This is a genomic window from uncultured Cyclobacterium sp., assembly GCF_963977555.1.
In the GTDB taxonomy this organism is placed as follows: domain Bacteria; phylum Bacteroidota; class Bacteroidia; order Cytophagales; family Cyclobacteriaceae; genus Cyclobacterium.
On record NZ_CAXBPD010000011.1, the window covers coordinates 1 to 18,610 of the forward strand.

13 protein-coding genes and 2 tRNA genes are annotated in these 18,610 nt (G+C 37.2%); 8 read left to right on the forward strand and 7 right to left on the reverse strand.

Going from position 1 to position 18,610, the window contains the following annotated elements; translation table 11 throughout:
- Positions 1-196: 196 nt before the first annotated feature.
- Positions 197-268 (reverse strand) — tRNA-Glu (locus AAC073_RS14505).
- A 27-nt stretch (positions 269-295) separates the two neighbouring features.
- Positions 296-367, reverse strand: a tRNA-Glu gene (locus AAC073_RS14510).
- A 229-nt stretch (positions 368-596) separates the two neighbouring features.
- Here AAC073_RS14510 and AAC073_RS14515 point away from each other — a divergent pair.
- The 5 genes from AAC073_RS14515 to AAC073_RS14535 all read left to right on the forward strand — a co-directional run bounded on the left by AAC073_RS14515 (position 597) and on the right by AAC073_RS14535 (position 4,903).
- A complete protein-coding gene (locus tag AAC073_RS14515) occupies positions 597-1,235 on the forward strand; it encodes a peroxiredoxin (RefSeq protein WP_339924505.1) in 639 nt (212 codons plus the stop codon).
- A 458-nt stretch (positions 1,236-1,693) separates the two neighbouring features.
- Complete coding sequence (locus AAC073_RS14520) at positions 1,694-2,779, forward strand: ketoacyl-ACP synthase III (RefSeq protein WP_339924506.1); 1,086 nt, start codon at positions 1,694-1,696, stop codon at positions 2,777-2,779.
- 20 nt (positions 2,780-2,799) lie between these two features.
- Positions 2,800-3,633 carry an amidohydrolase family protein gene (locus AAC073_RS14525; protein WP_339924507.1) on the forward strand — a complete coding sequence of 278 codons (834 nt, stop codon included), beginning with the start codon at positions 2,800-2,802 and terminating at the stop codon, positions 3,631-3,633.
- 13 nt (positions 3,634-3,646) lie between these two features.
- Positions 3,647-3,976, forward strand: a complete 330-nt coding sequence (locus AAC073_RS14530) for an L-rhamnose mutarotase (RefSeq protein WP_339924508.1) — start codon at positions 3,647-3,649, stop codon at positions 3,974-3,976.
- Between the two features lie 384 nt (positions 3,977-4,360).
- Positions 4,361-4,903 carry a hypothetical protein gene (locus tag AAC073_RS14535; protein WP_339924509.1) on the forward strand — a complete coding sequence of 181 codons (543 nt, stop codon included), beginning with the start codon at positions 4,361-4,363 and terminating at the stop codon, positions 4,901-4,903.
- A gap of 93 nt (positions 4,904-4,996) precedes the next feature.
- On the opposite strand, the gene AAC073_RS14540 is transcribed toward AAC073_RS14535, so the two are convergent.
- Both AAC073_RS14540 and AAC073_RS14545 read right to left on the reverse strand, forming a co-directional pair.
- A complete protein-coding gene (locus tag AAC073_RS14540; protein ID WP_339924510.1) occupies positions 4,997-6,868 on the reverse strand; it encodes a hypothetical protein in 1,872 nt (623 codons plus the stop codon).
- A gap of 35 nt (positions 6,869-6,903) precedes the next feature.
- Positions 6,904-8,796: a hypothetical protein gene (locus AAC073_RS14545; protein ID WP_339924511.1), complete on the reverse strand. Its 1,893-nt coding sequence runs from the start codon at positions 8,794-8,796 to the stop codon at positions 6,904-6,906.
- 413 nt (positions 8,797-9,209) lie between these two features.
- On the opposite strand from AAC073_RS14545, the gene AAC073_RS14550 reads away from it, so the two are divergent.
- Together AAC073_RS14550 and AAC073_RS14555 are read left to right on the forward strand one after the other, a co-directional pair.
- Positions 9,210-12,971 (forward strand): SNF2-related protein, encoded by a 3,762-nt coding sequence (locus AAC073_RS14550; RefSeq protein ID WP_339924512.1) that lies wholly within the window; start codon positions 9,210-9,212, stop codon positions 12,969-12,971.
- 9 nt (positions 12,972-12,980) lie between these two features.
- Complete coding sequence (locus AAC073_RS14555) at positions 12,981-13,604, forward strand: class I SAM-dependent methyltransferase (protein WP_339924513.1); 624 nt, start codon at positions 12,981-12,983, stop codon at positions 13,602-13,604.
- Between the two features lie 113 nt (positions 13,605-13,717).
- Here the strand turns inward: AAC073_RS14555 and AAC073_RS14560 are convergent, their stop codons facing one another.
- The 3 genes from AAC073_RS14560 to AAC073_RS14570 are packed head-to-tail and all read right to left on the reverse strand — an operon-like array spanning position 13,718 to position 16,522.
- A complete protein-coding gene (locus AAC073_RS14560; RefSeq protein WP_339924514.1) occupies positions 13,718-15,085 on the reverse strand; it encodes an NAD(P)(+) transhydrogenase (Re/Si-specific) subunit beta in 1,368 nt (455 codons plus the stop codon).
- Between the two features lie 5 nt (positions 15,086-15,090).
- Entirely contained in the window at positions 15,091-15,408 is a 318-nt protein-coding gene (locus tag AAC073_RS14565) for an NAD(P) transhydrogenase subunit alpha (protein WP_014021957.1), read from the reverse strand.
- 1 nt (position 15,409) lies between these two features.
- Positions 15,410-16,522, reverse strand: coding sequence for a Re/Si-specific NAD(P)(+) transhydrogenase subunit alpha (locus tag AAC073_RS14570; RefSeq protein WP_339924515.1), 1,113 nt, complete (start codon positions 16,520-16,522; stop codon positions 15,410-15,412).
- A gap of 505 nt (positions 16,523-17,027) precedes the next feature.
- On the opposite strand from AAC073_RS14570, the gene AAC073_RS14575 reads away from it, so the two are divergent.
- A complete protein-coding gene (locus AAC073_RS14575; protein ID WP_339924516.1) occupies positions 17,028-18,581 on the forward strand; it encodes an arylsulfatase in 1,554 nt (517 codons plus the stop codon).
- Positions 18,582-18,610: the final 29 nt, after the last annotated feature.

Genomic DNA, 18,610 nt, shown 5'->3' on the forward strand with positions numbered 1-18,610 from the left:
GACTGTCAAAAATTTATGCTTGAAATAAATCCCCCAGATATTCAGCCTGATCCATCTTATGGGAGGTTTTAAATAGGAATCATTTTTTGGCCAAAAAAAAAACCTGATCGATTGATCAGGTTTTTTTATTCACTTTAACCACTAACAACCACAAATAAAATTTGCCTGCCAGGTGGCAAACAAAAAAAATTTGTTGTAGTCCGTACGGGAATCGAACCCGTGTTTCATCCGTGAAAGGGATACGTCCTAACCCCTAGACGAACGGACCAGAAAAGAAAAAGAGCATCATATGAAGTAGTCCGTACGGGAATCGAACCCGTGTTTCATCCGTGAAAGGGATACGTCCTAACCCCTAGACGAACGGACCATTTAATGACTGATGTGCTCTTTTCCTAAATGGTGATGCAAATATAGGGCCTTTCAAGAACAAACCAAAACACACCAAAAAAATAATCCAAAACTAATCACAAACCTTTGAAAATTAGGGGTAAAATTTATAGAAAGAAAATATTTTACTATGTGTAAACTTTATTTTTGCCAATTCTGTTTCTCTAATGAACCCAATGAATAATAAATTAATTTAAAAAAGTAAAATTATGGCATTAAGATTAGGAGATTTTGCACCGGATTTTACGGCTGACTCTTCAGCTGGACAAATAAACCTTTATGAATACCTTGGAGACAGTTGGGGGATTTTGTTTTCTCACCCTGCCGATTACACACCAGTATGTACTACAGAATTAGGAGCGGCTTCCAAGTTAAAGGGAGAATTTGACAAAAGAAATGTCAAAATGCTTGCCTTAAGTGTGGATGGAGCAGAAAGTCACAGGTCTTGGATTAAGGATATCAACGAAACTCAAAATACAAGCGTAGGTTTTCCTATAATTGCGGATGAGGACAAGAAGGTTTCCGAGCTTTATGACATGATTCACCCAAATTCTAGTGAAAGTTTTACTGTTCGTTCCGTTTTTATTATTGGAAATGACAAAAAAGTAAAACTTATCATTACTTATCCCGCGAGTACAGGTAGAAACTTTGTTGAACTTTTGAGGGTAATTGATTCTCTGCAGTTGACTGCTAATTATTCTGTAGCTACTCCAGCGGATTGGAAAAATGGTGAAGATGTAGTGGTTTCTCCTGCCATTAAAACGGAAGACATTCCTTCTAAATTCCCTAAAGGATTTAAGGAAATAAAACCATATTTAAGAATGACACCGCAGCCTGATTTGAAATAAATCAGAAAATGCAATGGGGCTGATTAATTTCAGCCCCTTTTTTTTATGGCCAATTTTAAAACAGATCTTCTAAACAGGACAAAACCATTTTTTTCTATGGTTAATGAGGTTAATGTCTTCAATAAAAAGTAGTCATTTGCACATTTGTGGCGTATTATAGAAGCGAAAGTATTTTTAATGACCTTATTTTAATTGGCAGGCTAGAATTTGTGGGCTTTATGTACTTGATTGGGCATTGTGAAGTTGGCCTGATTGGTACTTTTAAAATACTATTAGTAAAAGAAATCGTTTGATTGTTTATTTGTTGGTTAAATACAGTAAACTAAAAACGGATAAAGATTATTGCAAATTAAATGATTGTTGGGTTTAATAATTCGAGTCATTCTGGAGATTTCGTCACAAATAGTGCTAATAATACGTATTTTGGGATTGTGAAATTTTAGTTAGAAAAATAATTAATGGATAAGAAAATAATAAGTAGCATAATTGTTGGTTCAGGGAAATACTTGCCTAAAGAAGTTATCCCAAATGATTATTTTTTAACCAATGAATTTTATGACGCAAGTGGCAACAGGTTGGTTAAACCAAATGCCGATATTGTGGCCACACTTCAAAAAATCACTGAAATACGAGAGAGAAGGTATCTAGAAGAAAATTTAATGACTTCAGATATGGGCTATTTTGCGGCAAAGGATGCCTTGAGCTCAGCGGATATAGATGGAGAAACGCTGGATTACATTATTGTTGCACATAATTTTGGAGACATATTAAAGGACAATATTCGAATTGATACCTGTCCAACTCTGGCTGCCAGGGTTAAACACAAGCTTGGCATAAAAAATCCCTATACTGTTGCCTATGATTTGCCATTTGGCTGCCCAGGTTGGATTCAAGGGATGATTCAGGCCAATTATTACCTTCAATCAGGAGATGCCAAAAGAGTAATGGTAATTGGTGCAGAAAATTTGTCAAGAATTTCTGATCCTCATGACATCGACAGCATGATTTTTTCTGATGGGGCAGGAGCGGTCATCCTTGAGGCCAAAGAAGGAGATAGGAAAGAGGGTATTCTGGCCCATATTACACGGTCAGACACTTTAGATCACGCTTATTTATTGAGCATGGGTCCTTCATACAATCCCAATCACCCCGACAATACCCGGTTTTTGAAAATGAATGGTAGGAAATTGTATGAATATGCAATTAAAACTGTTGCGCCAACCCTCAAGGATTGTATCGAACGAGCTGCTATTGATATCGAAGATCTCAAACATGTGCTAATCCACCAAGCAAATGCTAAAATGGATCACAATATATTAGAGCGTCTTTTTCTGCTTTATAACAAAACCGATATTCCAAAGGACCTTATGCCGATGAGTATTCAGGAATTGGGTAATAACTCAGTGGCTACTGTACCAATTCTGTACGATTTGGTTGCTAAAGGGGACAAAGAAAACCATCAAATCAACTCAGGTGATTATTCTTTGTTTGCCTCGGTCGGAGCAGGAATGAATATAAATGCATTTGTTTATTTACATCCATAATATTTAATTATTCATTTGTTATGACCAAAAAAATAGATGCTCATCAGCACTTTTGGCGCTATGACCGGATTGAATATTCATGGATTAATGAGGAAATGCGTTGTTTGAAGAGGGACTTCCTCCCGGTTGATTTATTTTCAATACTAGCGGCAAACGGAGTTGAAGGAACAGTTGCTGTCCAAGCATTACAGGATGAGAAGGAAAACCATTTCCTTCTAAAGTTGGCAGAAAATCATCCTTTTATTTTAGGCGTGGTGGGATGGATCGACTTGAAGTCCCCGAACCTAGCTGCCCGATTAAGTATTTATGAGGCTTTTAAAAAGCTTAAAGGTTTTAGGCATGTGCTTCAGGATGAAGCCGACTCTGAATTCATTTTAAATGAAGCTTTTCAACGAGGACTACATGCGATATTTGATATTGGCTACAGCTATGATCTTTTGGTGCTTCCACATCAATTGAAAGGTGCTATTAAGTCGGTGGCCAATTTCGAACGGGGAAACTTCGTTCTGGATCATTTGGCAAAACCGGACATAAAGAATGGTCAGAATAAAAAATGGAAGGAAAATATCAAAGCATTGGCTGAATTCCCTAATGTACATTGTAAGCTATCTGGAATGATTACAGAAGCCGCTTGGCATCATTGGGAAGACAAAGAATTTTATCCTTATATGGATATTGTAATGGAAGCTTTTGGGGAGGACAGGGTCATGTTTGGCTCTGACTGGCCAGTCTGCAAATTGGCAGGTAGTTATGAACAAGTAGTAGGACTGGTAGAAGGGTATTTTCAAGGGCATTCTAAAGCTACGCGGCAAAAAATATGGCATTCGAACGCGGTAAACTTTTATCGACTTTAAAAAATAAATTAATATGAAGAGATATTGTCTTGCATTGGATTTAAAAGATGACCCTATAATTATTGAGAAGTACATTGATCATCATAAAAGGGTTTCTGAAGTCATAATTTCAAGCATAAAGGATGCAGACGTTGAAGTAATGGATATTTACCTTACAGGTAACCGTCTATTCATGATCATGGAAGTTGGTCATACCTTTTCTTTTGATGAAAAAGCCAAGATGGATGAAAGCAATGAAAAGGTGATGGAATGGGAAAAGTTGATGAGTACCTTGCAACAAGCACTTCCTTGGGCCAAACCAGGTGAGAAATGGGTAATCATGGAAAAGATTTTTTCACTTTAAAAAAAATATAATTACAGCTATTTATGATTGAATCCATTTGATTTTTTAAGGCTAATTCTAAATGATTTTGATTGAATATTAAGCGCCTTTGCCGGGGAATAAGTTTTTATAGTTGTTCCAAATCAGACCAGAAATTTTTTAGGTTTATTTACCCCTAAAGGGTAAAGTTAAATTGGTGAATTCACTATCCTCAGTTCAAAAAAAATAGTGTGATCGAGCAATAATTTTTCGCTATTTTATTTTAGATTATCATGAAAATATAAGTAGTTTTAAACTATTATGTGATTAGTTTTATGGAATATGGATTTAAGTATTTCATACTAATATAAATGTTTTTTAATGAATTGGTAAAAAAAGTTTAACCAGTATAGAATTTTTATAATTATGAAAATCAGTAGAACCTTAGTATTATTTTTTGCATGTTTGATGTTTAGTTTATCAGCATTTTCTCAAAAAGATCATTTAAGCTCACAAGCAGGAGAAGCCAATATAGGAGTAGGCTTTGGACTTCCCTATGGAGGAGTAGGATTGCATGTAGGTACCAATGTAGCCAAGGGAGTAAACTTATTTGGTGGTGTTGGCTACCAGATTGCTGATATAGGTTATAACATTGGGATAATTAAGGACTTTGAAAGCAAGAGTATGGCACAATTTTATCTTTCAGGTATGGTTGGTACCAATGCAGCCATTAAAATTGATGGATTACCTCAATCAAGCAAAACTTATTTTGGCCCCTCATTGGGCGCAGGGATTAAATTAAATAGTAATCGTAAAGAAGGGAATTTTTGGGATATGGGAATAATTATTCCTGTAAGATCATCCTCCTATAAAAATGATTTGGAAAATTTAAAACAAGATGCACGTATAACTGGGCTAACCGAACCCTGGCCAGTTTTATTGGTGTTTGCGTATAATTTTAATTTGTAAAAGTTGGTTTCCTTCTCTATTTGTTTGGGAAGGATATTTATAAAATAATACCGGAAAAGAGATTTTCTTACCCGGTATTATTTTAAAACTGTTTTAATATTCTAAAACACCTTGACATTCACCATTTTTCAACTGTTCAATCGTGGGGGTGTACCCATTTTCGCTTATCACTATTACTGGAAATGTTTCTGCATCAAATAACTTGGACAAAGCGCAATAATTTGTGAGATAGGTATTCGATTGAATTTGCATCCTTCCTGCTACAGCTGTCAAGTTATCAAGCCCTTCCAAGGATTTTATGCTCCAATTATCTTGAATTGTAAGATTTTTACTTATTATTTTGAGATTGCTCAATCCACGAAGGTTTTTTAGAGATAAATTGTCTACCAAGTGTACAGCTCGAAGCTCCTCTGCCACGGTAAGGCCTTCCAATGATTTAAATCCTGTATTCATAAAGTCTAAGTCAAAGGTCACCGTACCAGAAAACCCAGTAAAGTCTTCAAGTCTACGCATGTCCCATAAAGTAAGGCTCCCTATGGTTTCCACTCCTTGAAAACCATCAAAGTTGGTAATATCAAAATATTTAAGCTCAATAGAACCGATATGTCGTACATTATTGAGCCCTTGAAAAGAGGTTTGAGCACCATTGGAAGTTACCACTAATTGGGATATTTCATAGACTTGTTCCAAGCCTTGAAAATCTATTAAACTTGAATTGGAATCTATAAATACATAACCCAACTTTTTGATGTTGTCCAATCCTTTGAGGTTTAACAATAACGGGTTGTCATTTATGGTTAAATTTAAATGTCTTGGTTCGGACAGGGATAAACCTTCAAGAGTTTCTAAATTGCTATTTTTCTCAATTGTTACCCATCCTTCTACAAGGGTCAGGTTTTCCAAACCATGTAGGTTTTTTAGATTTGCTGTGTTTTCAATTTTTAAATCGCCGTAAACATGGGTCACTAATTCTAAAGCCGACAGGTCTAGGATAGGATCTTGGTCATCACCTCCCAGAATGAAAAGGTCTCCTTGAATTCCGGTATGACAGCGTAATGCCCAATCATTTAATTCAGTTTGTGTTGTCAATACCAAATCTCCCGAATGTTCCCCTCCTAAACATTTAATTTCTGACGCTACCATTTCTACTACCATAGGCTGTTCAACAAAGGAATTAAGTTGATCTAATGTTAGCGTATCCGTGAAATTGTCAAAGTTGAAGCTTTTAAAAAGAATAGCATAACTATCAGCTATGGGAAGTGATACAGATTCATTAATTCCGGCAATTAATTCTTGGGTAAGGACTTCACCGTCCACAGTGATTTCTATAGATCCCGACAAGAAATCCATTAATCGCTGATCAGTAACCATTGCCATGTAGATTTTATTAAAAGTAGGAGTTACAATATCCAAACCAAACGACTGAAAACCAAAGTCGGAGGGACTATGTCCTTCTGCAGTTACTACTTGCATGGAAAGTTGAACTTCCGCTTCCTCCTCATTTTCCATTGGTATGGCTTTTAATTCAAAAGCCAGTGGCAATGACAAATTTTGGTCCTCACTTAGTGAGGAGTTTTTCTTAGGAGTGGCCTCTACAATGTCATTGTTATCATCCAGCACATAAAATGCAACTACCTGATAAGATCCTTCCGGAAGCATGATTTTTTCTGTCAGGTAGTGATCTCCCATGTCCTGAACCTGAATTCTCTTGTTAATGTAAGCGGTAGAATCACCATCTACTGTTTGAATAGTAATAATTGCCTTACTATAATCGGTCACTCTTAGTTGCCTAGAAGATTTATGTGAAGTTTTGGCAATCTTGATAATTACAGCGGGTAATTTTTCATGTGTTTCGGGATTTTCCTCTTTTTCTTCTCCCGGGTTCGCAATAGGATCAGGAACTATAATTGGTTTTTCGGCCTCTTCGCAAGAAACCAAGACTGATCCAATAGTAATCAAAAGCATGAAGCATACGATTCGAAATTCTTGATAGATTACATTCATAGCTTGCAATTGCCTCCTACAATTTCTAAAATACTTGGATTATACGCATTGCGTTCAATTTGAAGATGGATACCTAGAGATACCCGGGTGTTTTTCAATCCGCAAAAATTATCCAAAGATTTATTATCTGTGATTTTAATCATCTTGGGCAAAGGAATTGTGTTATCCAGTGGGTCCCTTTGAAAATCAAATGTTTTTGCATTTTCAAAACCATCTATATTTTTAAGTTGTGGATTTTCAGATATAATTATTTTGTCAAAAAAGATACTTGCTGAAGAAAAAACATTGAGATCTTCCAATTTTTCATTATTCTCTATGCGTAATTTGCCCGCAGCTTGACTAAGAAAAAGCGGTGATAAGGAGGTCAATTTCGGACTGTTGATTACGGATAATCCCCGAATTCCTTCCCCATCTTTATGTACAAGGCCACCCAAGTCTGATAAGTTTTCATTGTTTTCGAGACTAAGATTTGAAAGATTTTTAAACCTACCATTTCCACCACCGAAAGAAATTAAGGATGGATTGTTACTAACTTTAAGGCTTGAATGATGCGTTTCAGTTTGCGTAGGGAAAGTAAGATGCTTTAGATTGGGATTGGAAAGAATATCTATATAAATCAAATTTATTGCGTTTTCAAACCCTTCTCCTTCTAATCCTATAAAATGCTCCATATTTTCAATATGTAAGGATACCAACTTGGATGCAACATGGTTAAAACCATTGAAGTCTCGGATATTTGGATTGTTTATCAAGTTGAGTCCATGCAAATATTCCAAAGAAGTCAGCCCAGAAAATGAATCTAAAAGAGGGTTATCCCTAATTACCAAGTCCAGGTTAATTTTTCTAAGAAAATCGAGACCTTCTAATGATCGTAGTTCCGGATTATTTATGATGATCAAATAATTTTCTATTTGGTCTATTGTAGCCAATGCTGATAGGTCTAAAATGGGATCGGATGAACCTTCAGGTGTATGGCCTATGGTTAAACTACCCTCAATAATATCATATCCCTTTAAACCAAAAGAATCAAGGGCTGATTGAGAGGACAAATGCACATTCCCTTGGAATGTTCCTCCTATGTACCACTCATCTGCACGCTTTTTTGTCATTTCAACAATTAGTGGTCGCTGCTCAAATATTTGAAGACTATCGTAAGTTATCTTCTTTTCGATGGGTTGAAAAGGTCCATAAGTAAGTGTAAGGTCATACTTTTCGTTGGTCTTTGGCAGTACAATTTTGTTCAATTTGCCATTAAGTTGCTGGGTCAATAGATGGGCTCCCTGGCTAATAGTTAATTCTGCTGGAATAAAATCCATAAAGTCATCAACCTTTTCACGTACTACAGAAATGAAAAAGTAAAAGGTCTCTCTAAAGCCAGCCATTCCGGATTCAAAACCGAAAGACTCTGGATTCTTTCCGGCAGTAGAAATGATCTCAAGGCTTAGGCTTTGTGATTCGCTCGCTGCCACTTTAAAAGGGATTGGAAGTGGGCGCGTCAGAAACTCTCCAAATTCAGAGCCTTCCATTGGAGTGGCATATAAGATGTTCCCACTACTATCAGTCAAATGAAATGCAGAAATTTGATAGTTGCCTTGTGCGAGGTTTATTTCTTCTATCAGGATTTCATCACCAAAGCCCAATATAGGTAAGGATTGACGGTCAAAAATGGTTTGGCCCCCATCTTCGTTATCGATAGTAAGGACCACACTACTCACCCCCTGTACAGGGAGTGCTAAATTTCTATTTCTCTCATTTCCCACGAAGCTTTCATTAACCTGAAAACTTATACTTCCATCGGTGGGTAAATGATGCTCATATTCTGTAGCACATGCCCCCAAAACAATCAAACTAAAAAATTGAAAGTAGTGTATTAATTTCAATCTGTTCATAATTTTTAAAAAGATTAATAAAACTAAAAATAATTGTCAAAGCTATAAAATTATTTTGAATAAAAATAAATGCATTTTAAATATTTTTAAGTGCATTTTAAAAAAAATAACTGGTTTAGGTTCTAAGAACCTTTACGAAGATACCTTGAATTCGCTTCTTTTAAAAATAATAAAATAATTTTAGTTAGGATTGAAAGTATGGAGTTAGAGCCTGGGTTTGATTTATTCAATGAACCTAATAACGAGCGGAATAATATCGAAATAAATAGGAGGATAATTGGTTTAAATTTTATTAAATCCTTAGAATTCCGCTAATTTTAGAATATGTAGGATGTTGGAGAATTTTCATCAAAATAATTAAGGAATCTATATTGTAATGCTTAAACCCTAAGATTTTCACAAACTTAAAGGCTATGCCACTTGAAAGAACGCAATTAAAAACATTAAGGTATTTAAAGAACGAATTGCCACCTGAATTGATAAAAAGAGGAAAATTACTTCTAAATCAAGGGGAAGTTACCTTCGATTTTTATGATGAGGAATTAGAAACCTTTTATTTCTTGGTGAAGGGTAATGTGGAGCCTTATTACCAAGTTTTTATTGATTTAATGGATAATGATTGGGTTAAAGATGAGGAGTTTTTTGACGAGGAACCGTTCGATTGTAATTGCGTGTATTACATGGAAAATTTCGAATGCAAGCACGTAGCTGCAGCTTTATTGTATTTGGATACCAATAAGGATAAGGAGTATGCATCGGAATCTAATAAAGATTTTAATCCTGTCCAGGAGATTAGCAGTGAAGTAGGCCCTCCAATTCTTACAGAGAAAAAATTGAATTTTCCTTTGGTAATTCCTTGTGGTCAACATGAAATTCCCAGCTTGTCTGAAAAAATGACCATGGTGCCTGACATTTCTGTTCAAGCCTGGTTAAATAACATTATTATTTTAAAAAATGGATTCCATTATGAAGTAGAAATTCAGGGTCGGCTTCATGATTTATCGGTGGAATATTCCAGTGGAAATATTACCATAAATGGATTTAATAAACTTGAGCACCAGGTCAGATTAGGTTTACAATGGCTAAAAATGCGTTTTAAAAATCCCCAAATAAAGGAATTGACTTTTTTAAATACTGCGCAGAGGGAGCAGGCCATGAAGGAATATTTAATACGCTTTGGTCTACAAGATCAAATAAAAGATCCACTGAAAGCCTTAAGTTTTGTGTATTCTGAAGGTGAGGTCATTTTGATTCCTAAGGGGCCTATTAGAGGGTTTTATGATGTGGACCGTGTCTCCAAGAGTATGGAGCAAAATTTATTTGCACCTTTCCGTGATGCTGATGAGAAACTTACTGCTACAGGGACCTCCTCTGAGTGGGGTTTGTACAATGCTGCCTTTGCCTTAGTAAAGGATTATCGCGGAAAATTTGAAAAAATACTTCCGTTTATGGCAAAGGGGAGCAAAAATGATCCTAAGGCCTTAAAAGTTAAATTCACCCTACTGGAAGATCCTGATGATATTCGACTGGGAAATAATCCTGATTTGGAAAGTATTTTGATGGTGGCTAACAGATTAAACATGGCGCTCAAAACGAAAGATTTTCAAATCATCCATGCTCTTTTTGGGGAGTTTTTGCGACTTGCATCCGAATATAGCCTATTTGCTTTTCAAGGAAATGGACGAGATACGCTATATCCCAAGAAAAGCAATTTTAAGCAACCTATTCAAGTTTTGAATGCCAAATTGGTCCTTAAAATTCAAAAAGAAGGATTGTTGTATGATGTCCTCGTCATTTTAAAGTCAAATGAACAGGAATTTTTGCTTGAGGAAATAAGTGATCAATTGGAAAGTAATTCGACCTACGTCACCTTATTAAATCAGTCGCTTTTTTATTTACGAACCCCTATGGAAATGAAGGTACTTGAGTTTTTGAGGGATTTCCCAGTATTACAAGTTGTGGAAAGGGAATTAGATGATTTAGTAAATAAGATTTTATGGCCCATGTCTAAAAATGTTGAAATTATTGATGAATCTGGGGTGTTTAATGAATCTAATGGAAATGGAGTCCTAAATCGTGAACTATATATTTCTGAATTGACCGGACTTGTCATTTTCCGGCCTTTGGTCAAATATGGGGAAAATGCATATTCCAATCCTTTGGAAGGGAACTCCATCATGGATCCGGATACCAGAACGCTTTACCTGCGCGATGAAGAGGTAGAGGATGAATACCTCGCATTTTTGAGAGACTTGCACCCTAGCTTCCAACGGGGTGGGGGACAGGGGTTTTTTCATTTAACCCACGATGCCTTCATGAATAATTTATGGTTTATGAAGGCTTTTGAAATACTTAAAAAAAGAGGTATTCGAGTGCTTGGCTTAGATAAAATTAACATCAAAAAGTTCTCTCCATTTCCACCCAAGATCAGCATGGAGTTTGGCTCTTCTCAAGACTGGTTTGAAGTCAATGCCCAGGTGGTTTTTGGAAACAATAAGGTAAAACTAAAGGACATAAAAAAAGCCTTTGAAAAGAATAATAACTTTGTAGAGTTGGCTGATGGCACTTTAGGGATTTTACCTGAGGATTGGGTCAAAAAATTTAACCGGCTTTTTCGAACCGGTGAGACCAATAAAGAAAACATTAAAATATCCAAGGCCCATTTTAACCTCCTTGATGACCTGCCAGAATTGGTGAATTATCCAGGTATTTCGCAGGAAATCGAAGAAAAAAAAGAAAGATTTCGGAAGTTTACTGAAATCCAACAAACGACTGTTCCCAAGCAATTGAACGCTACTTTGAGGAACTATCAATTTGCAGGTTTGAATTGGTTGAATTTCCTGCTGGAATATGGATGGGGAGGCATTTTAGCAGATGATATGGGCTTAGGGAAAACCCTTCAGCTGATCGCCATGATTTGCAAACTGGTGGAAAACAATAAGAACCGTGTACTTGTTGTCGTGCCCACCACGCTGCTTTTTAACTGGAAAAATGAGCTGGAGAAATTTGCTCCTCATATAGATTACTTCATCCATCATGGTAACCGCTATGATTCGGTGAAGGAGCTCAGCAAGCATCAAGTAATACTGACTAGCTATGGGCTGGTCATTAATGACTTGGAATTGCTCAAGCAAATAGAATTCGATGCCATTATTGCGGATGAATCTCAGGCTATAAAAAACACCCATTCCCAACGCTATAAGGCCATCACAAAGTTAAAGGGGAAATTTAAAGTAGCATTGACTGGTACACCTATTGAAAATGACTTGGTTGAACTTTATGCACAGATGAACTTTGTCAATCCAGGGTTTTTTAAAAATTTCAAAGGGTTTAAAGACAATTATCTTCTTCCATTAAAAAAGGGTAATACCGAAATGTTGTCTGAACTGCAAAGAAAAATTCAACCTTTTATACTCCGCAGGACCAAAAAAGAAGTGCTCACTGAGTTACCCGAAAAGACAGAAGAATATTTGTATTGCGAGATGAATACTGAGCAACGAAAAATTTATGATGCTTATCGAAATGAGTATAGGGATTTTCTCCTTAAGAAATTTGAGGAGGAAGGGTCAGAATCTTCCAAAATGTATGTGTTGGAAGGGCTTACTAGATTGAGGCAGGTGTGTGATTCCACCGATCTTGTCCCAAATAATGAAGGGAAGAGTGCTTCTACTAAAATGGAAACACTACTCGAACACATAACGGAAAAAACTGGAAATCACAAAGTGTTGGTATTTAGCCAGTTCGTGAAAATGTTGGACATTGTTCAAGAGAAATTTAAGGAGAATCAAATCGAATATAACTATCTGGATGGAAAGACAAGCCTCAAGGAACGTGAAGCCCGTGTCAATCAATTTCAAAATGATGATACCAAGCGGGTATTTTTGATCAGTCTTAAAGCAGGTGGCACAGGATTAAACCTTACTGCTGCCGATTATGTATATATTTTGGACCCATGGTGGAATCCTGCTGTAGAGAATCAAGCCATAGACCGTTGTTATCGTATGGGGCAGGAAAAACATGTAATGGCCTATCGAATGGTTTGTACTAATACCATTGAAGAGAAAATCATGCTGCTTCAACAGGCTAAAACAAAAATGGCTAAAGAGGTAATCGCAGAAGGAGATAGTTTCCTTGGATCTCTGGACGGAGATGGAATGTTGGCATTATTTGATTAAATTTAATTGATGGAAGACATTTGGATTAAAAAATGGAATGAAAGGTATGGCAAGGAAGCTTATGCCTATGGGGAAGCACCAAACCTATTTTTTGAAGAAAAAATAAAGGAACTAGCAATTGGTACCATTCTTTTGCCTGCTGAGGGAGAAGGTAGAAATGCTGTTTTCGCGGCAAAAATCGGCTGGACTGTTTTTGCCTTTGATCAAAGCGAAGAAGGAAAGAATAAAGCCATAAAGCTGGCAGAAAAGAATAAGGTAAGCCTAGATTATCAAGCAAATGACCTTTTATCAGCGAAGTATCAAGACGAACAGTTTGATGCAATGGCTTTAATTTATGCTCATTTTCCAGCCAAAGTAAAGTCTCAATACCATAAAATATTGGATGGCTTTTTAAAAAAAGGTGGGACAATTATATTTGAAGCTTTTAGCAAGAAGAATTTACAGTACCGGGTGCAAAATGAAAAAATTGGAGGTCCAAAAGATATGGATTCCTTGTTCTCTATAGAAGAGATAAAAGCGGATTTCAGCAATTACACCATCATCCTATTGGAAGAGAAAGAAGTGGAGTTAGGTGAAGGGCTATACCACAATGGGAAAGGGTCAGTTATTAGATTTGTAGGCAAGAAAAATTAAGATACTTACCTTCGTTAACTTATATTTTAAATTGTAAAAAAGGGATAAAGAATCACAGGATTTGATTTTTAAGCATAAAAAAAGGCTGCTTTTGTAAAAGCAGCCTTTTTAGTTTACATGTTTTTAACTTCTCCCACGAGGTCATTGAGTACCTTTTTGGCATCTCCAAATAGCATTCGGGTTTTAGGATCGAAAAAGAGCGCATTCTGAATCCCGGCATAACCTGAACTCATACTTCTTTTGATCACTATCACGTTGGTCGATTTATTGACTTCTAGTATAGGCATGCCATAAATAGGACTTGAAGGATCATCATTTGCAGCAGGGTTAACTACATCATTGGCACCAATCACCATTACTACATCAGTATTAGGGAATTTCTCATTGATGTCATCCATTTCGATAAGCTTGTCATAAGAAACATCAGACTCTGCTAAGAGCACGTTCATATGACCAGGCATCCTACCTGCAACAGGGTGAATTCCATAAAGTACTTCAACACCTTTTTCTTCTAATATTTTCTCTAAATCGTGTACAGCATGTTGTGCTTGTGCAACTGCCAAACCATATCCAGGAACAATTACTACACGCTTGGCATAAGCCAATAAGATGGAGGAATCATAAGAATTGATTTCCTTGGCCACCTGATCACCCTCTTGACCTGACGCAGCTGCTCCAGCAGAAGCACCGAATGAAGTAAATAGAATATTAGATACGGACCTGTTCATGGCTTTAGCCATTAATAAGGTAAGTAGAATCCCTGCGGAACCAACCAAGATACCCCCCATAAGCATTACCTTATTGTCATAAAGTAATCCTGTGGTAGCAGCTGTAACTCCTGTCAGGGAGTTGAGTAAAGAGATAACTACTGGCATGTCTGCACCTCCAATAGGATAGACGAACATCAATCCATAAATGAGTGAAAGAACTACCAATACGTAGATTAGTGTCGGCTGTGGTGCACCAGAAGTAAGTATATAAACAGCCAATGCTACGGCTATTCCCAATACTGCAAATCCAAGCATTTTATTGATACGAATATCTTTTAAAACACCTTGTAGCTTGCCCATTGCTACTAATGAACCTGAAAACGAAACAGATCCAATGACCAAACTGGACATTAGTACTGCACCTTTACCGATGTCACCAATAGGTAGGTCACCGTATTCAACCAAACCGATCAAAGCTGCTGCAGCTCCACCCATCCCATTGAAGAAAGATACCAATTGAGGCATTGCTGTCATCTGAACTGTTTTGGCAGAGTATAAACCACCTACCGTTCCGAGGGCCATAGCAATAAGTATAAGTACTAGGTTATCTAAACCTGGGGTTAGAAAGGAGGCCAATATAGCCAATATCATTCCTGCTAAGGCGATGCTATTCCCTTTTCTAGCAGAATCTGGATGACTCATCATCTTGATACCCACGATAAAGAGTACCACTGCTATCAGGTAGCAAATATCTATTATCTGTAAAATCATAATTCTTATTTTTTACCTGGTTTTTTCTTAAACATCTCTAACATTCTGTTGGTCACAGCAAATCCACCTACCACATTTAGGGTAGCAAGCAAAACTGCCAAAAAGCCTAGGGACAAGGCCAGATAGTTGGAAGGGTCTGTTTTTCCTAATACAATAATAGACCCTACGATAACTACTCCTGAGAGGGCGTTGGACCCCGACATAAGTGGTGTATGCAGCACAGTAGGTACTTTTGAAATAACCTCAACACCTACGAATATCGCCAGAATGAAAATATAAAGTTCTTGTTGGTTAATTGATATATATTCAATAATCGCTTCCATATTATTTTAATAAGGGTTCATAAACTATCGCTCCATCATGAGTGATGCAGGTTCCTTTAATTATTGCGTCCTCAAAATTGAGGTTTAGTTGATCCTCTTTTAACATGAGTTTCAATAAATTTTGTACGTTCTTACTGTACATTTTACTTGCATCCTGTGGCATAGTGGAAGGTAAAGCAGAGTTACCAATTACCGTTATTCCATTTATAGATACCGTTTCGTTGTTTTGCGTACCTTCGCAATTCCCACCATTAGCTGCCGCAAGATCTACTACTACTGCGCCTGATTTCATTTTTTCCAACATGGATTTGGTAATCAAGATAGGCGCTTTTCTGCCTGGGATCAATGCAGTCGTTATAACTACGTCAGATTTAATGATGGATTTCTCCAACATTTCGGATTGCTTTTGCTTGTATTCGGCAGATTGCTCTACTGCATACCCTCCAGCACCTGTATCTTCTACAGCTCCTGGTACTTCTACAAACTTACCACCTAAACTCTCAACTTGTTCCTTTACTGAGGGTCTGGTATCAAATGCTTCTACCACAGCACCTAGTCTTTTAGCAGTAGCGATTGCTTGTAGCCCTGCCACACCTGCACCTATTACCAATACTTTGGCTGGTGCAATAGTGCCTGCAGCTGTCATTAGCATTGGGAAAAATCTCGGTAAGTTTGCCGCTGCCAATAAGACTGCCTTGTAACCCGAAACGGTACTCATAGAGGACAATACATCCATGCTTTGAGCTCGCGAAATCCTTGGGATTGAATCCATACTGAACAAAGAGACTCCTGTGCCAGCAAGTGTTTTCATAAGGTCTTTGGCTACTAAGGGTTGGTATACACCAAACAGATATTTCCCTTTAGTAAGTAAAGCATGCTCTGAGGCATCCATCGGTGTGATTTGAAAAATCATTTCTGCTTCCTTAAAAACAGCAACGCGTTCTTTAACCTCAGCACCAGCTTCCAAATATGTGGTATCAGAAAGGAAAGAGGATTCTCCAGCCCCTTTTTCAATCAGGACTTTATTGCCTGATGCAGTTAGGACCTTTACAGCTTCCGGATGCAAGGAAACCCTGGTTTCCGGAGAAGGTTCTTTTAAAATTCCTAAAATCATAATGGTGGTTTATATAATGTAATCCAAACATTGAATTTCCAAAATCAAATCTATTCATCCCCTCACTCAACGATAAGTATCAAATGATTTTGGCAGTGCAAAAAAAGCACTTTTTTACGGATTTTAGTGTAATGTTTGCCAAAACTTTCTCTTTTTAGATAGATGTAAGATTTTTTCACCTATTGCCTTCAACATAATGAAAATTTTTCAGCTATTTGTTCAGTTTATCTTCAAAATTAGATACTGCTTAAATTTGAATGCTATAAATCATATAAAAGAGGTTTGGTTTTAAAAGGTTACCTTTCATTTTCTGCCGATTGAAATAATGAATTAATATAAGCATTTAAAAGCCAATTTATTTCTTCGAAATAATTTCATAAATTAATTACTGATTTTTTAGCACCTAATTTATGACTTCTTGCTAATAATAAAGTTTAAGCCACTTATCACAACTTATATAGAGAAACCATTCATTTATAACTTAAATTATAACAAATTCTTTTAGATGAACATAGTAATAATAAAAACAACTAGCATTGTCCTCTTTTCCAGCCTATTCATGCTTGTTTCTTCTTGTAGCCAATCAAAGGATGAAACAACACCAAATATTGTAATCATCTATGCGGACGATATGGGTTACGGAGACCTTGCTATCCAAAACCCAGCATCTAAAATTCCCACACCTTACCTGGATCAACTTGCCTCAGAAGGAATGCGATTTACCGATGCCCACAGTTCTTCGGGCATATGCTCTCCAAGCAGGTATGCATTGTTAACAGGAAGTTACCATTGGCGACGGCAGCACGGGATTGTAGGAGCCTTCGGTAAACCTTTTTTTAATGCTTCCGACATCACGCTTCCTCAGGTATTAAAGACTAAAGGTTATGAAACAGCCTGTATAGGAAAATGGCACTTGGGTTGGGACTGGAGGTTCAATAATGAACCCTCTGGAGAAGTTATGCAATGGGGGCAAATGCGAAAAGTTTATTTACCGAAAGACATTGATTGGAGCCAACCAATTTCTGGTGGACCTCTTGATAGAGGCTTCGATTATTACTATGGTGACGGCACTATCAATTTCCCACCATATGCATGGGTGGAAAATGATCGCCTGCCCATTGTACCAAATGCCTCTATGGATATTCAAAACATTGGTTACTCTACCAAGGAAGGGGATTGGGAATTTCGACCTGGCCCAATGGTAGAAGGTTGGAATCCCTATGAGGTTTTACCCAGCCTTACTGATAAAGCGGTAGAATACATAAAAACCAGAGATCCTAAAAAACCATTTTTCCTTTATATGGCTTTGCCTTCGCCACATGCGCCCATTATTCCAAATGATGCGTTTGATGGGAAATCACAGGCTGGGGGCTATGGAGACTTCATGGTGCAAACAGATTGGGTGGCAGGACAGGTAATCCAAGCCATCAAGGACATGGGGTTAGAAGAAAACACCATAGTGATATTTAGTGCTGATAATGGACCTGAAGGCTATGCTTGGGAGAGAGCTGAAAAGTATGGGCATTTTAGCATGGGGAACTTTCGCGGCTTGAAACGTGATGTTTGGGAGGGAGGTCATCATGTACCCTTTATTGTCAAGTGGCCAGGCAAAATAAAAGCCGGGTCAGTTTCTCAGGAAACGATTTCTCAAATTGATTTAATGGCTACATTAGCTGAAATTACTAACGCGGATCTTCCTGATAATGCTGCCCCTGACAGTTACAATCTTTTACCAGTTTTTAAATCTGAACCCTATCCAGCACCATTGAGAGAGGCAACTGTTCACAATACCTATGCAACAAAGTGGGGGATAAGAAAAGGTAAATGGTTGTACATTGATGATTCTACGGGTGGTCACAGGTCTTTGCCTGAATCCTTCAAGGCACTGAAAGGGTATTCCCATTTTGAGACAGCAGGACTCCTTTTTGATTTGGAAGAAGACCCAGAGCAAAGAGTAAATTTATACCTGGAAAACCAGGAGATGGTGAAGGAAATGGAAACGCTACTTCAAAAATATCGGCAATCCGATAGGACTGTTCCTTTAAGAATTGAAAACTAACCATAACTTTACCAGTATAATAGTAGCCC

Excerpts from the sequence above, each read along its gene's own strand:
- AAC073_RS14520 (WP_339924506.1), top strand. The coding sequence starts at position 1,694 with ATGGATAAGAAAATAATAAGTAGCATAATTGTTGGTTCAGGGAAATAC.
- AAC073_RS14550 (WP_339924512.1), top strand. The coding sequence starts at position 9,210 with ATGCCACTTGAAAGAACGCAATTAAAAACATTAAGGTATTTAAAGAAC.
- AAC073_RS14525 (WP_339924507.1), top strand. The coding sequence starts at position 2,800 with ATGACCAAAAAAATAGATGCTCATCAGCACTTTTGGCGCTATGACCGG.
- AAC073_RS14555 (WP_339924513.1), top strand. The coding sequence starts at position 12,981 with ATGGAAGACATTTGGATTAAAAAATGGAATGAAAGGTATGGCAAGGAA.
- AAC073_RS14535 (WP_339924509.1), top strand. The coding sequence starts at position 4,361 with ATGAAAATCAGTAGAACCTTAGTATTATTTTTTGCATGTTTGATGTTT.
- AAC073_RS14530 (WP_339924508.1), top strand. The coding sequence starts at position 3,647 with ATGAAGAGATATTGTCTTGCATTGGATTTAAAAGATGACCCTATAATT.
- AAC073_RS14540 (WP_339924510.1), bottom strand. The coding sequence starts at position 6,868 with ATGCTTTTGATTACTATTGGATCAGTCTTGGTTTCTTGCGAAGAGGCC.
- AAC073_RS14570 (WP_339924515.1), bottom strand. The coding sequence starts at position 16,522 with ATGATTTTAGGAATTTTAAAAGAACCTTCTCCGGAAACCAGGGTTTCC.
- AAC073_RS14575 (WP_339924516.1), top strand. The coding sequence starts at position 17,028 with ATGAACATAGTAATAATAAAAACAACTAGCATTGTCCTCTTTTCCAGC.
- AAC073_RS14515 (WP_339924505.1), top strand. The coding sequence starts at position 597 with ATGGCATTAAGATTAGGAGATTTTGCACCGGATTTTACGGCTGACTCT.
- AAC073_RS14560 (WP_339924514.1), bottom strand. The coding sequence starts at position 15,085 with ATGATTTTACAGATAATAGATATTTGCTACCTGATAGCAGTGGTACTC.
- AAC073_RS14545 (WP_339924511.1), bottom strand. The coding sequence starts at position 8,796 with ATGAACAGATTGAAATTAATACACTACTTTCAATTTTTTAGTTTGATT.
- AAC073_RS14565 (WP_014021957.1), bottom strand. The coding sequence starts at position 15,408 with ATGGAAGCGATTATTGAATATATATCAATTAACCAACAAGAACTTTAT.